Source organism: Algibacillus agarilyticus (assembly GCF_003286125.1).
Taxonomy (GTDB): domain Bacteria; phylum Pseudomonadota; class Gammaproteobacteria; order Enterobacterales; family Alteromonadaceae; genus Algibacillus; species Algibacillus agarilyticus.
The window spans coordinates 236808-252347 of record NZ_QMED01000004.1 but is presented as its reverse complement, the minus strand read 5'-3'; the positions used below and the strand labels follow the sequence as shown (position 1 = coordinate 252347).

The following is a 15540-nucleotide window of genomic DNA, read 5'->3' as shown; positions in this document are numbered from 1 at the left end:
ATTGATGGTATTGATCTCAGCATTAGTTATGTATTTGAAGAAGATACCTTTTATTTTCACTAGGTATTTAATTTGCGTAAAGTTGATTATTGTGTTGATGGTGGTAAGTTCGATAATTAACCACAATCAAGCCTTGGCTGTAGCTTCAATTTTTAAATGGATATTCTTAATTCAATTAGCTGCTTTAATTTTAAAAGCGACAGATTATGATGGTTTTTATAAAGTTGTAAAAGTATTCTCAATCGCTTATACATATACCATCATACTCGTTTTCTTATCCTTCATTCTGCGTGTTTACAAAGCTACAGAAGGAGATGGTTCAGTAAGTTATGTAGGCGGTTATTTTCATGAGGCTGTTGCTTCGGTAATCATAATAGGTGGAATGGCTGTATATTCGCTATTAGAAAGCGAAAAGAAAAGCAATAGTAATAAGTTTAAAATTTTTGCTGTTTTTTCACTACTTTTAATTTTAATTAATTACAGAACTACTGTTTTAGCTTCATTATTACTGAGTGCATCACTACTTTATATTATTTTTTTAAATACAAACTTCGTAACTAAGCACGTTACAATTTTTACAGGGGTTATTTTATGTTTGATAATTAGTTTAGCTGGGCCATCAAATACCTTAGAAAGGTTCCAGGAAATACCTCAAGCAATAGGGCAATCAGCAAATTTATTTGATTACCCAGAGAATTATACGAAAGATGAAAAGAGGCTTTTTTCAGGAAGAATTTATATGTGGAGTAATTATATTGCAGAGTACCTATCTGGAACAAATATACAACTTATATTAGGGAGAGGAATGGATTCCTGGAAAGCTTCCTTTGAAAAGTATGCCCACAACACATTCGTTTCATTTTTATATGAGTTAGGTATTTTGGGTTTAACTTTGTTTAGTATATTAATTTTGGGATTATATCGAAGAATAATGACGGTTAAATCTAGCGGAGTTCGATATTCGCTAATAGGCATATTTAGTTCATTTTTGGTTCTAAACTTAGGCACGATGCCTTTATGGCAGATTGAAGGAATTATACTTCTCGCCGTGATATTAGGAACTACTGAGCATCATCTTCATAGAGGGAATTATATTGTCAAATAAAAAAAGATTTTTTGAATATATTACCGCAGACGTCGAAGCAAGAGGGCAAACATTAAGTTTGTATTATTTCTTCACAGATTCCATAACTCGTTTTCATTGGTATTTAAGGGCGTTAGAGTTCATGCAAGGTAAAGCTCTTTTCTTTCCTATTTATTTTATACTTAAGTTTTTATTTCTAAGGTTATCTCAGCGATTAAGTTTTTCGATTCCAATAAATACTATAGGCAAAGGAGTTTACCTACCGCATTACGGCACGATTGTTATTAACTCTAAAGCTCGAGTTGGAAATTATAGTGTAATAAATGTTGGGGTCGTGATTGGGAGGCACCCTCAATCTAAGTTACAAGTGCCTGAAGTAGGAGAATCTGTATATATAGCACCTGGTGTGAAGATGTTTGGTAAGGTTATCATTGGTAGTCATTGCATTATAGGAGCAAACAGCGTTGTAACAAAATCAATGCCCATAAACCAGGTTGTTGTTGGTGTTCCTGCAGTTGCTGTGAAAACAGTGACTGATGAAATGATTGTAAATTATGGATTAAAAGTTAAGGACTAATATGGCTGTATGTGATGTGTCATTTATAGGTGGGCGTGGAATTTTTGCCAACTATGGAGGTGTTGAGAATGCGACAAGAGAAATTGTTCTTGAAATGAGTAAACAGACAAAAATAAATATTAATGTCTATGGGGTAAAGGGCACTTCAGATAATACTTTTAAATTACCTAAAAATGTTAGAACAACTAATATACTAAATATTTTTTATAAAGTGTTTGGTCAACATGGATTTATTTTACTTTGTGTATTACATGCAATACTTATTCGCAGACCTAAGGTTGTTGTATTATTCGCATCTGGTCCATGTGTTTTTACCCCTCTTATACGTGTTGCCGGTATAAAAGTAATTACCAGTTTGCGTGCTATTGATAGCGCTCGTGATAAATGGGGGATGGTTAGTAGAAACATTTTAAAACTTGGAGAGTATTGTTCATGGCGATTTTCTAATGAATTTACTGCAAATAGTAAAGAAATGGTTACGATATACAAAAAATTTAGGCCTGATGCTCACTTTGTTCCAAATGGTTCCAAAAAATCTACTAGTGCTAATGAAGATATATTGGTGGAAAACGATATCAGAAAAAATGGGTATTTTTTATTTGCTGCTAGGTTAGACCCTGTTAAAAGGTTACATTTACTTTTAGAAGCTCATTCAAATCTCTCCGATTCCGAGAGAATTCCTTTAGTTATTGCTGGTGGGAATGTTAAAGATCCGGAGTATGAACGCCAACTTAAGGAATATCAATGTGAGTCAGTTATATTTTTAGGCCACATCACTAGCGAACATTTAGATCCTTTAATGCAAAATTGTAGAGCATTTATATTACCTTCTGTTCTTGAGGGAATGTCAAATAGTATCCTTTCTGCGATGGCAAATAATAAAGCAACTCTTGTTGCTGATATACCAGAGAACAGAGATGTAGTTCTACTGGATGATGCTTTGTTTAAAAGAGATGATCTAGATGATTTATCTAAAAAGTTGAAAATACTAGCAATAGATAAAGCGTTCTGTGAAAAATTAGGGAATAAATTAGGCTGCATTGCAGAAGAAAATTATTCTTGGGTTACTACGTCTAACCTATTTTGGGTATTAATAAATAAGCACTTGTAAACAGAAATCTGCTCGTATTTATTTGGTGAAATAAATGAAACATGATTTGTATACAGTTAAGGTTTTAATATTTCTTATTTCTATTAGTAGCTTTATATTTAGTTGTAGTACAACTGATAATTTAAATACTACATATAGGGTTTATCCAAACAATACACCTTTAACTGGTAACTCTCTTAGTTGGTCTGAGTTTATAATTTTGGCGGAAAAAGGAAAGTTGTCGGGTAAATATCTCCTTACTAAAGGTAATTATACCGTTGATAAGCCAATAAATATAAGGGGGAAAACTAAGGTTGAAATTAATGGTGAGGATGGATTGATTCTTACTGGGAGTTTTGATTTTAGTAAACCAAATAAAGTGCTTAAAACTTTTGTTCTACATAGAGGGAATATCAAATTACAAAATTTAAACTTTTCAAATGTTGGTTCATGTATTTCAGTTGCCAAAAATAGCAATGTCAATCATGTCATTATTTATAATTTGAAAGCCCAAAATGTTCACAGTTGTATTGTAGTTGATCGTAATCTCAACTCTTTTGCTTATGATTGGGATATACGAAAAGTTAAGGTTGTCGGTTATTATCGAGTTGCAATTCGTATTAGTGGTAAAAATACTCACAATTTCATGTTATCTGACTTACATATTAATGGGGATCATGATTTTGCTAATAATCACTGCTTTAAGGGGGGGATTCAAATCTATAATAGCGCTTATAATATAAAAGTTAGCCATGCACATATTGAAAATAATATTGGTAATTGTGAAAAGTCATATCAACAAGGTGATGGAATTGAAGCAGATAACAAAGGTGGAACTCCAAAAAACTTAACATTTGAAAACGTAACGGTACAAAATAGCAGAGATGGAAATTTTGACTTAAAAGCCGAACATGTGATTTTGAAAAATATTGTGTCTATTGGGGGAGAAGCAACACGTTATGCTTTTAAATTATGGACTTATAATGATTATAGTTGCTTCAATTGTGAACTTGTAGGTAGGTTTGATTATTACGTGACTCTTGTGTCAGCAGGCTTCCAAGTTCAAAAACTAAAAATTGAAAAGAGTCAGTTTCAATCCTCATTTATAAAGTGTCAAACTACATTGGATAGAGAACCGCCTAAACTAGATTTAGTAGACAATCCGCTTTCTAAATTAATTACTGGGAAGGATAAATGTATAAATGAAATATTATAATATTTTAATCTTTAAAGAGAAAAGCCATGATGGATACTAATACCCAACCAGTAAGTGTAGTTATTACTGCATATAATCGACCTGACCATCTACTTGAAAGTTTAAATAGTGTTATCAATCAATCAATAGAAATCTTTGAAATCATAGTCGTTGATGATTGTAGTCCAACACCATTAAAAAAAATTATAGATGAATTTCCTAATAGTAATATTCGTTATCTTAAGTCTGAAGAAAATCTAGGTGCGAACCATTCCCGTAATGTTGGAATTAATCATGCAAATGGAGAGTGGATTGCTTTTTTAGACGATGATGATGTATGGCTTCCCAATAAAATTGAGCTACAGCTGTTAAGTCTTAACTCTGTGCAAGATGCCATTGGTGCAACGTGCTCTTATAAGTTCCTTAATGATGGTCGTGATAGAGACTCTATGCCAAATGGTACTGTCGTTGAGCTAGAGAAATTAAAGGTTACTAATTCTTATTGCGGTACAAGTGGGTTTATTGTTAAACGGGAAGTTTTGTTAAAGACATTATTTGATGAGGAGTTACCGTGTGGTCAAGATTGGGATATGCTAATAAGGTTATGTTTGATAGGTAAAGTTCTTTTTGATGCAACTCCGCTATTTCTATATCGAATAGGCAGTCATGAGGGGATCACAACCAAAGCCAAAAGATTAAAAGTAGAGGATGTATATCCGAGACTTAAATCCGCATATAAACACAGAAAATGGATGGGAGAGAAGGCTTTTAAGCAGAGGGTATCAGCTCAAATCTTATCTTTTATTTTTCAGAAAAAGAATAAAATAAAGTGGGTATTAACGTCCATTTCTATAGCTGGGGTTAACTCAACTCTTATTGTATTAGTCAATAAAATAAAGAATAAAATAATGTAAATACAAACTATACAGCGATAAATAGTTTTACTTTAAATAGCAGTATGGTGCTATTCAAAATAGTTAGCATTGTTCATCCTAACTTTATTAGGTGACTTAAAATTGCAAAAATTCATACATTCGCTAGCTGAACATGGATAAACTATATATCATGATAATATAACGATGGATATCAAAAGTAACTTTATGGCAAACGGGTTCGTAAAAAACAATATTAATCAATTTTCGGTAATATATCGTTTTGTCGATTTTTTATTAATTCAATTCTTTTTAGTTTTGTGCGCAATAACATATAGCGTTGTTTTAAATAATGATTATTTTGTTTTAAGTTTAATTGGGTCGACTTTCTTCTTTTTAGCTGCTGAAAGCTTGCGATTATACCGCTCTTGGCGCAGTGGCTTTGCTTCTCGTTTAGCTTTATATACCTTAATTAGTTGGTTTGTTGCCTGCTTTTGCGTATCAATGTTCATCTTTTTTAGTAAATCAGGTGAAGATCTTTCTCGTATTGTTATTGGCTCTTGGTTTGTATTATCGTCATTGGCTTTAGTTGGGTGGCGCATGGTCTTCAGAGCTATACTGTTTAACCTAAGAAAAAATGGTAAAAATACAAAAACAGTCGCAATTTTAGGTGTGACAAGTGCAGGAACAAATTTAGCCGAGCAAATTTTTGAGCACCCTGAAACCGGGTTTAGGTTAGTTGGTTTTTTTGATGATAGACAAAATGCCAGACTGCCTGCTACTTATTTAGAATTTTTAAAAGGCAGTGTAGAAGAGGGGGTTCAACGCGCTAAAAATGGCGAATTTGATGCCGTATATATTGCCTTGCCTTTAGCGGCACAAAAACGGATTGCTGAAATTTTACGTCTGTTAGGCGATACTACTGTTGATGTGCATGTGGTGCCTGATTTTTTCATGTTTAATTTAATTAATTCAAGTTTATCTCATGTTGGCGAGATGCAAACATTGAGTGTTTATGAATCCCCCTTAAGCGGCCCCGCTTATGCTCTAAAACGTATTGAAGATGTGATTGGTTCCCTTCTTATTTTATCTTTGATTGCCATCCCTATGATGATAATTGCTATTTTAATTAAACTTGATTCTAAAGGTCCTATTTTGTTTAAACAAAAACGATATGGAATTGATGGTCGTGAAATTAAAGTTTATAAATTTAGATCAATGAAAGTGATGGATAATGGCGCGGTTGTTAAACAAGCAATTAAAGATGATCCTAGAATAACTAAGTTAGGTGCATTTTTAAGAAGGTCATCGCTCGATGAATTACCGCAGTTTGTTAATGTATTACAAGGTAAAATGTCGATTGTTGGCCCGCGCCCACATGCTGTCGCGCACAATGAAGAATATCGAAAGTTAGTTGATTTTTATATGTTACGCCATAAAGTTAAGCCGGGCATTACAGGCTGGGCACAAATCAATGGCTGGCGCGGTGAAACGGACACGTTAGATAAAATGGAAAAACGCATCGAGTTTGATTTAGAATATATTCGCCGTTGGTCAATATTTTTTGATATAAAGATTATCTTTTTAACCGTTTTTAAAGGTTTTGTAGGTAAGAATGTATATTAGTGTTTTTTTTTTGTTAAATATCTGTTTTGTTTGAAGTTTACAAGACATAATCATTTTTTTTTAATAGATTTTTACCTTAAATATAAAGATAATAACTTTGTGACCGTTTTTATTATTTTTAGTTTAAATAATAAAACATCAACTTAATGGATTATTGGACACAATATTATGCATTTATTTTCTTGCTCAACAAAAATTAAACTCATTACCCTTTCAAGCTGTTTAATTTGCCATAGTGTTATGGCGGATAGCTTTGAACCTGCGGATGTTGAATTAACCGATTCAATAAAATTAACACCGACTGTTACTTTGGGGCTGCACCAAAACGATAATATATATAATGAATCGGCAGACAAAACTTCATCTTCTATTTTTACTTTAAATCCTAATTTTTTACTGGGGGCTGAAGATGGCGTTAATAATTTTAGCCTTAGTTATTCAGCCACTTCTGGCATAGTTGAAAAGAATTCAGACGATAATTATCTCGATCATACTTTGCTAGGCTCAATGCATTATGAGCCGAATGCTAAAAATCGATTAGATGTTAATTTGAGTTTTAATAAATTACATGAAGATCGCGGTACTGATTTAACTGAACAAAACCCGAATGCTGTTTTAACACCAATAGAATACAACCAATCTTTAGCCAGCTTTTCTTACCAATATGGGGCTTTATCTTCTCAAGCTCGAATAGGTACTGAGTTTGCCGTCAAATCAAAAAAGTATACTAACTATTTAGATTTATCAGAGTCACGAAATAATAACACTAATAAAATAGGTTTGAATTTTGAATATGATTTGGGTGATGTGACGTCTTTGACTTTTGATGCGAACACAACTGATATTGAATACCCAGTTTTAGGCAGTAGTGGCATTAGTCGTGACAGTAAAGATAACCGTTTTTTGGTTGGTTTAAAATGGGAAGGTCTAGCCAAAACAACGGGTAAAGCTAAGATTGGTTATCAAAGTAAAAGCTTTGATAATTCAGAGCGTGCTGATTTTAGCGGAACAGCTATTGATGTTGGGTTTGCTTGGCAACCTTTAAGTTATTCTACTGTTAATTTTATGCTTGGACGATCTTCAAAAGATCCAACTACCGATGGCGATTATATTAAAGAATCTTCACTGTTTTTAGGTTGGAATCATGCTTGGTCAGAAAAAATAGTTATGGATTTAAGTGTGTTTTTAACAGATGAAGAATATGTTGGAAATACTGATCGTCAGGATGATATGGCTTGGTTTTCTTCTAGTTTATCATATAGCTTAACGCGTTGGTTTAATGTTAGCCTTGGTTATGAGTATATGGATAAAAATTCGACTGCCGACAATATCTCGTTTGATAAAAACGCAGTTAAATTAATGTTTTCGGTTGGTTTATGAGTAAATTCATTTTTGGTGTACTTAGCTTAGTGTCATTTATTGTATTATCTAATGATGCTATTAATACGGATTATACGCTTGGTATTGGTGATACTATACAAGTCGTGGTTTATGACGAACCTGATTTAACTGTAGCATTGACTATTGCAGATGATGGTGAAATCAATTTCCCATTTTTGGGGGATGTGCAGGTAAATGGTAAAACGACAAGGCAAGTGCAAAGCATTATCACTAATGGATTAAAAGGTGATTATTTAATAAAGCCATCTGTTCAGGTATCAATTGTTGAATATCGTCCATTTTATATTCATGGTGAAGTTAAAAAACCTGGCGCATACGCATTTCAACCGGGACTAAATATTGATCAAGCTGTTGCTTTAGCTGGTGGATTTACTGAGCGTGCATCGGAAGATAAAATATTTATCAAAAAAGACAATGGTGGTGAAACCGTTACTCGTAAAGTGACTTTGACACAATCACTATCTCCTGGTGATACGATAACGATAAAGCAAAGCTTTTTCTAAATTTTCAGTTTTATACAATAAACCTATTCAATTAAGAAGTTAACAATGCAGTTAGAAAATAATTTAAATAAAAACGAAGAGGTTATTGATTTACTTGCTTATTGGAAAGTAATTTTAAAATATAAATTTAAAATTATCGGCTTTGCTTTTTTCACGACTTTACTTGTGGCTGTATTGGTTGCTGGCATGAAGCCTGTTTATCGAGCCACCGCTTCAATATTAATAAAAGCAGAGCAAGATAAAGCGGTATCGATTGATGACGTTTACACATTAGATACCAGCAGAAAAGAATATTTTCTCACTCAATATGAAATATTAAAATCTCGTTCAGTTGCTGAAGATTCTGTTGATAGAGTTAATTTATCGCAACAAGCGGAATATCAAGCTCAACCTAAAAATAAATTGCTGGATGTAAAGTCGTTAATTAGAAGCTTTTTGCCTAAACCGGAAAAAGTTAAAATTAATGATGATGCCAATGAACGCGCGATAAAAGTCCAATTAGTCTCTGCATTTCAAAAGAATCTAACTATATCTCCCGTTAGAAAAACGCAATTAGTAAACATCAGTTTTGATGCTCAAGATCCCGTGTTGGCGGCTAGCGTTGCAAATATAGTGGGCGATGTTTACATTGAGCAACAGCTCGACGCTAAATTATCGGTTACAAAAAAGGCTGTTGGTTGGTTAGGTAACAGACTTGAGCAATTACGAGATAAACTTGATCTGTCTGAATCTAAATTACAAGCTTTTAGAAAAAAAGAAAACCTAATAGATATTGAGGGTGTAGGTAGTATTGTTGCTGATGAAGTTGAAGATTTACTGCAAAATTATCGGGATGCACGTAAACGCCGAGTTCAAACTGAAAGTATCTATTTGCTGGTTAACAACAATAACACCGAATTAAATATCGATGATTTGTCGAGTTTAACTGAAATTAGTAGCCATCCTGTTATTCGTGAAATTAAAAGAGCTGAAATCGAAGCGGAAAAAAAAGCATCTGAGTTAGCGCAACGTTATGGCCCTAAGCATCCTAAAATGATTTCAGCAACGGCAGAATTAGCAACTGTTAGATTGAATTTGAAAAATCAAATTTTGAAATTAGTTAATGGTATTAAAAATGAACTTGAAGCTGCTAAAGAAAGTGAAAGAAGGTTAGAAGAACAACTTGATGTTGCGAAAAGTCAATATCAAATTGTTAGCGGTAAAGAAGCCGAATATTTAAAATTAAAACGTGAAGTTGAAAGTAACCGTAATTTATATAATACTTTTTTATCACGGTTTAAAGAAACGGATATAGCCACTGATTTTGACGGTCAGCAAGCCCGTATTATTGACCGTGCAGAGGTTCCTACTAATCCGATTAAACCTAAAAAATCACTAATTGTCGCTCTTGCTTTTGTTGCTAGTTTAGGACTCGCTATTGTTATGGTGTTGGTGTTAGAAGCTTTGAATGATAGTTTTAGAACCGCTGCTGAAATCGAAAATAAATTAGGTCAACGTTTTTTAGGTTTATTACCTTTATTACCCCATAAGAAAAATGAAACGTTAAAACCTCATGTTTATTATGATGACGAGCATAAGCAATTTGCTGAATCAGTTAGAACGCTTAGAACCGGCTTTGTTTTATCGCACCTTGATTCTGAACATAAAATCGTTGCGGTAACATCTTCTGTGCCAGGTGAGGGTAAAACGACAACGGCGACTAATTTAGCTTTTGCTATGTCGCAAATGGAAAATACCTTATTAATTGAAGCGGATATGCGTAAGCCGAGTTTTAATCGTTTGTTTTCGCTGCCGCCTTACCAAGCTGGGTTGTCTAATATTATATCGGGTAGTGAGCCGCTAGATAAGTGTATTTTGAAAGATGCTAAGTCGGGGTTAAACTTTTTACCTGCTGGGCACATTCCGCCTAATCCTTTAGAGTTATTATCTTCTGATAAATTCGCAGCTTTGTTGGAACAACTTAAAAATCAATATGACCGTATTATAATTGATACAGCACCAACACAAGCCGTAAGTGATGCACTTGTTGTGTCTAAATTATCAGATTCTATGCTTTATGTAATAAAAGCAGATAGCACTAAACAAGCTTTAGCTAAGCAAGGTATCGGCCGGTTATTAGAGGTTGAAGCTAAAATAGATGGAATTGTTTTAAATCAAGTGAATATCAAAAAAGGCCAAGATTACGGTTACCAAGGTTATTACGATTATTACGGTTATAGCGAAGAGCCAACTCAAAAAAAGGCCTAATATAATTTATGATCGATCTTCATTCTCATATATTACCGAGTATTGATGATGGTGCCCGAAATATAGATGATGCTTTGGCGATGCTTTATGAATCTGAATCACAAGGTGTGACTCATGTTTTGGCAACACCACATATTAATATTGGTACTTTTGATAATGATCTGCGCATTATTCAAACGGCTTTTGAGCAAGTACAACAAGCAATTGATTTAGAAAAATTACAGATCAAATTAGCCTATGCTGCTGAAGTTAGAATTTGCCCTGAAATTTTACAATTAGCTGTTTCTGAACAGCTTCCTTTTGTGGGTAAATATCAGGGCAAAAATGTATTATTACTCGAATTTCCCCACAGCCATGTTCCACCAGGTAGTGAAAAATTAGTTGACTGGTTAATGGCTCGTAATATTCTACCTTTGATCGCCCACCCTGAGCGTAACCGCGATGCTTGGAGCTTGCCTGAAATTATGTCGCCTTTTATTAGACGAAATTGCTTATTTCAAATTACAGCCGGTTCTTTACTGGGTGACTTTGGTGAGCGTGCGTCTAACCTTGCTTGGCGTTATTTAGAATCTAATTCGACAGTTGTTGTTGCTTCTGATATGCATAATTTATCTAAACGAGCTCCTAAAATGCGTCAAGCTTTTGAATTAGTGCATGCCGAATTAGGTGATGAAAAAGCAAATTATATGTTTAATGATTTACCACTTGAAATCTTAATGTCTAATGTCTGTTTTAAAAAGAGTAGTTTTGCATGAAACTATTTTTCGAAAAATATATCGTCAAAAGTTTAATCTTATTTTTTGCTTTAATTGTGCTTGTTTTGGCTTTTAAGTATGGTGTTGCTAACCTTTATTATTTAAAAGTAGATGCATATTTAGAACGTTGGCAAACCGCTAATCAAGTTTATAGTGATGAGCTAGAAGATGCGCAATCTGCTGTTGATTCAATGCTTGTTTGGCATGGGCATAATCCGCAATATTTAGACGCTGCAGCCAAGATATTCGAATGGCATGCTTTTCATCATTATGGCGATAAAACACAATATAGCGCTTCGTTAGATAAAGCGATGGAATTATATTTAAGATCAAGTGATTCTCGACCCATGTGGCCTAATACTTGGATTGCCATGGCAATGGTCAAGGTCAATTTAGAAGAGTTTGATGACACTTTTTTTCATTATATAAATCGTTCAGAGAGTACTGGCCCTTATAATCCTGATGTCAATTATAACATTGCCAAAACGCAATTATTATATTGGTCTATTTTACCTAAAAAATTTAGAAATACGGGGTTAGAACATATCAAACGAACGCTTAACAATAACCAAATTAGATTTAAACTACTCAGTTATTCACGCACAATTGGTAAGCAAAAAATTGTGTGTGCCATTGCTAAATTAAATAAAATAAACTCAATTGCACATAATAGTAGCTGCAAACAATATTTATCATCAAATAATGCTAAGTAATTATAAGGATTTATAACCGATATTCGGTAGCATTTTTATGAATGATTATTTGATAGATGTTGCCCATGTGATTTTCTGGCTATAAACTCTATGCCTCTAATTGCTCATTTATATTTATATTTATGCTTATGCTTATGCTTTAAGATAATTACGTTTTACTTTATTATATGCACAATTTTTTTGACTTAACTAAATAGGGATCGTTGTGATTTTACCTGTAATTATGGCTGGCGGGTCTGGTACTCGTTTATGGCCTTTATCTCGCTCTAAGTATCCTAAGCAATTTATTCCACTAACGTCTGAAAATAGTATGTTGCAAGAAACTATTTTAAGATTAAGCTCACTTAAAACGTCGGCTCCAACACTTATTTGTAATGAAGACCATCGTTTTATTGCAGCTGAGCAAATTCGTAAATTAGGCATTAACGATGCAAGTTTAATATTAGAGCCAGTAGGTCGTAATACCGCTCCTGCTATTGCACTTGCCGCTATTCGCGCACTAAAAGCTAATCAAGACCCGATATTATTAGTTTTAGCTGCTGATCATGAAATCAAACAAGCTGACGTTTTCTGCCAAGTTGTACAAAATGCCATACCGCTTGCCAATGAAGGTAAGTTAGTGACATTTGGTATTGTACCAACTCATGCTGAAACGGGTTATGGTTATATTTGTCGTGGTGACGAAATAGGCGCAGAGCAATTTAAAGTTCAAAAATTTGTTGAAAAACCAGATGCGACGACAGCACAAGAGTATTTAGATTCAGGTTTATATTATTGGAATAGTGGGATGTTTATGTTTAAAGCAAGCCGTTACATAGATGAACTTAAATTACATAGACCTGATATTTATGCTGCTTGTGAATTGGCTATGGGCGAAGAACACCCTGATTTAGATTTTGTTCGTGTCAATGAAGATGCTTTTAAAGCTTGTCCTGATGATTCTATTGACTATGCGGTAATGGAAAAAACTCAAGATGCCGTTGTTATTCCACTTGATGCAGGGTGGAGTGATGTGGGTGGTTTTGCTGCGTTGCATGATGTAAAAGAACAAGATGCTGATGGGAATGCTTTTATTGGCGATGTTAAATCTGTTGATACTAAAAACACCTTGGTTGTGGCTGGTGAAAAATTAGTTACCACGGTTGGTGTTGAAGATTTGGTCATTGTTAATACAAAAGATGCGGTGCTTGTATCACATAAAGATGAGTGTCAAAAAGTTAAACAAATAGTTGCTCAACTTAAAGCAGATGAACGTAGCGAATTTGAATTCCATCGTGAAGTGTTTAGGCCTTGGGGTAGTTATGATTCACTTGATAATGGCGAGCGTTATCAAGTTAAACGTATTACCGTAAAACCAGGTGCTAAGTTATCAGTTCAAATGCATCATCATCGTGCTGAACATTGGATTGTTGTTTCAGGTACCGCCATGGTAACAAATGGCGATAAAGATATCCTTTTGACTGAAAATCAATCTACTTATATTCCAGTTGGGGTTATTCATGCTTTAGAAAACCCGGGTAAAGTGCCATTAGAACTTATCGAAGTTCAATCAGGCTCATACTTAGGTGAAGATGACATTGTTAGATTTGAAGATCGCTACGGTCGAGTTAAGTAAAGTTTAATTTACTTCTAAAAAGGGGAATTTATTTCCCCTTTTTTGTTTTTATATTTTTATATTTTTATATTTTTATACCAATCCGTAATAATAAGTGCCCACTCAGCGAGCGTTTAAATGCGCTTAATCAAGGCGCAGGAATGAAAGAATAGTGGTGCTCTTTTGAATTCGAGCAACACAGAGTAAGCGCATTTAAAACTCGCCTGAAAGGAATGCCCCAGCGGCTTTTGACCTGCGTTATCGGTATTTGAAAGGGAACAACCATTCCTACACACCGATGCCTTGTTCAAAAACCGCTGGATTCATTCTGAGAGATCACTTATTAATATTGATTGGTATTACACATACGCAATTTAATTGGATATATATAATGTTAAGAACGGTAGATGTTCTAAATAATTCAGGTGTAGCCTTTGGTACCAGCGGTGCCCGTGGTTTGGTTACACAATTTACACCTGACGTTTGTGCAGCGTTTGCATTTAATTTTATTGAGGCGACTAAAGCCAATTACGATTTTGATACTTTAATTATTGGCATTGATAATCGACCTAGTAGCTATGACATGGCCAAAGCTTGTGCGTATGCAGCACAACACAGTGGTTTAAAAGTTGTCTATTATGGCGTATTGCCAACACCGGCTTTGGCTTATGTTGCACTTGAAGATAATGTACCGGCGATTATGGTTACCGGCAGCCACATTCCTTTTGATCGTAATGGTTTGAAGTTTTATCGTCCTGATGGCGAAATTTCAAAAGCAGATGAACAGCTCATAATTGGAACTGATATTGAATTTTCTTCAAGTGAAAATTTAGCCGAATTAGAGGTTAACCCGAGAGGATGTGAACGCTATATTGAACGTTTTACTTCGCTTTATGATTCACCCTGGTTAGCGGGTAAGCGCATTGGTATTTATGAACACTCAAGTGCGGGTCGTGAGTTGTATGCAAAATTATTTACAGATTTAGGTGCTGAAGTTGTTAGTTTAGAACGCAGCGATGAATTTGTGCCTATTGATACCGAAGCCGTATCTGAAGCCGATAAAGCCAAAGCCCGCAATTGGAGCAAAGAGTATAATTTTGACGCTATTTTTTCTACCGATGGTGATGGTGATCGACCGTTGATTTCAGATGAAAAAGGTGAGTGGTTACGAGGTGATATCTTAGGTTTGATCTGTGCAAAACAACTACAAATTGAAGCCCTTGCTATTCCGGTTAGTTGTAATACAGCGGTAGAAGTTTCTAATGCTTTTTCTTTTGTTGAAAGAACTAAAATCGGCTCGCCTTATGTTATCGCCGCTTTTGAGCCGTTAAATAAACAATATGCTTCTATTGCTGGCTTTGAAGCCAATGGCGGCTTTTTATTAGGCAGTGATGTTAAAGTAAATGATAAGCCATTAAGTGCGTTACCTACACGTGATGCATTATTACCGGCATTAATGTTATTAGATGCCGCGATGAATAGTTCTATCTCTGCAATCGTGAATGCGTTACCGTCACGTTATACCTACAGTGATAGAGTACAAAATTTTGCAACGGCAACCAGTAAAAAAATTATCGCTAAGGCAAGTGAAGCGCCATTAACATTGTTAAATGATCTTGGCTTTACAAATGTAGAAATCAGCTCAACGGATACAACCGATGGGTTGAGAATAACATTAAGTGATGGCTTGATAGTTCATTTAAGACCTTCTGGTAATGCGCCTGAACTAAGGTGCTATGCTGAATCAGACCAATTATCGACAGCTAAAGATGCTGTGACACAAGCATTGGAAAACATAACAAACATTAAAGTTGATTAACTTTGGCTCCAAGGTCGTGATAATTTGAAGCTATGATCCATTTTTGCATTGAGTCAGCTCGAAT

13 protein-coding genes are annotated in these 15540 nt (G+C 34.5%); all 13 read left to right on the top strand.

Annotated features, from left to right (window positions below):
* Positions 1-97: 97 nt before the first annotated feature.
* The 13 genes from DPX34_RS05665 to DPX34_RS05605 all read left to right on the top strand — a co-directional run bounded on the left by DPX34_RS05665 (position 98) and on the right by DPX34_RS05605 (position 15476).
* Positions 98-1105, top strand: a complete 1008-nt coding sequence (locus DPX34_RS05665; protein ID WP_232824669.1) for an O-antigen ligase family protein — start codon at positions 98-100, stop codon at positions 1103-1105.
* Positions 1095-1661, top strand: a complete 567-nt coding sequence (locus DPX34_RS05660; protein WP_111977433.1) for an LbetaH domain-containing protein — start codon at positions 1095-1097, stop codon at positions 1659-1661. Before DPX34_RS05665 ends, DPX34_RS05660 begins: the two co-directional genes overlap by 11 nt.
* A gap of 1 nt (position 1662) precedes the next feature.
* Positions 1663-2772, top strand: a complete 1110-nt coding sequence (locus tag DPX34_RS05655) for a glycosyltransferase family 4 protein (protein WP_111977432.1) — start codon at positions 1663-1665, stop codon at positions 2770-2772.
* A 34-nt stretch (positions 2773-2806) separates the two neighbouring features.
* Positions 2807-3967 carry a hypothetical protein gene (locus DPX34_RS05650; protein ID WP_111977431.1) on the top strand — a complete coding sequence of 387 codons (1161 nt, stop codon included), beginning with the start codon at positions 2807-2809 and terminating at the stop codon, positions 3965-3967.
* 26 nt (positions 3968-3993) lie between these two features.
* Positions 3994-4860, top strand: coding sequence for a glycosyltransferase family 2 protein (locus DPX34_RS05645; RefSeq protein ID WP_111977430.1), 867 nt, complete (start codon positions 3994-3996; stop codon positions 4858-4860).
* 186 nt (positions 4861-5046) lie between these two features.
* Positions 5047-6444: an undecaprenyl-phosphate glucose phosphotransferase gene (locus tag DPX34_RS05640; RefSeq protein WP_111977493.1), complete on the top strand. Its 1398-nt coding sequence runs from the start codon at positions 5047-5049 to the stop codon at positions 6442-6444.
* Positions 6445-6612: 168 nt separating this feature from the next.
* Positions 6613-7824: an outer membrane beta-barrel protein gene (locus tag DPX34_RS05635; RefSeq protein ID WP_111977429.1), complete on the top strand. Its 1212-nt coding sequence runs from the start codon at positions 6613-6615 to the stop codon at positions 7822-7824.
* Entirely contained in the window at positions 7821-8348 is a 528-nt protein-coding gene (locus DPX34_RS05630; RefSeq protein WP_111977428.1) for a polysaccharide biosynthesis/export family protein, read from the top strand. Before DPX34_RS05635 ends, DPX34_RS05630 begins: the two co-directional genes overlap by 4 nt.
* Before the next feature lie 45 nt (positions 8349-8393).
* Complete coding sequence (locus DPX34_RS05625; protein ID WP_111977427.1) at positions 8394-10595, top strand: GumC family protein; 2202 nt, start codon at positions 8394-8396, stop codon at positions 10593-10595.
* Between the two features lie 8 nt (positions 10596-10603).
* Positions 10604-11350 carry a tyrosine-protein phosphatase gene (locus DPX34_RS05620; RefSeq protein ID WP_111977426.1) on the top strand — a complete coding sequence of 249 codons (747 nt, stop codon included), beginning with the start codon at positions 10604-10606 and terminating at the stop codon, positions 11348-11350.
* Positions 11347-12063, top strand: coding sequence for a VpsP family polysaccharide biosynthesis protein (locus DPX34_RS05615; protein WP_111977425.1), 717 nt, complete (start codon positions 11347-11349; stop codon positions 12061-12063). The genes DPX34_RS05620 and DPX34_RS05615 overlap by 4 nt, the downstream gene beginning before the upstream one ends.
* 205 nt (positions 12064-12268) lie before the next feature.
* Entirely contained in the window at positions 12269-13678 is a 1410-nt protein-coding gene (locus DPX34_RS05610; RefSeq protein ID WP_111977424.1) for a mannose-1-phosphate guanylyltransferase/mannose-6-phosphate isomerase, read from the top strand.
* Positions 13679-14048: 370 nt separating this feature from the next.
* Positions 14049-15476, top strand: coding sequence for a phosphomannomutase (locus DPX34_RS05605; RefSeq protein WP_269815512.1), 1428 nt, complete (start codon positions 14049-14051; stop codon positions 15474-15476).
* The last annotated feature ends 64 nt before the right edge of the window (positions 15477-15540 follow it).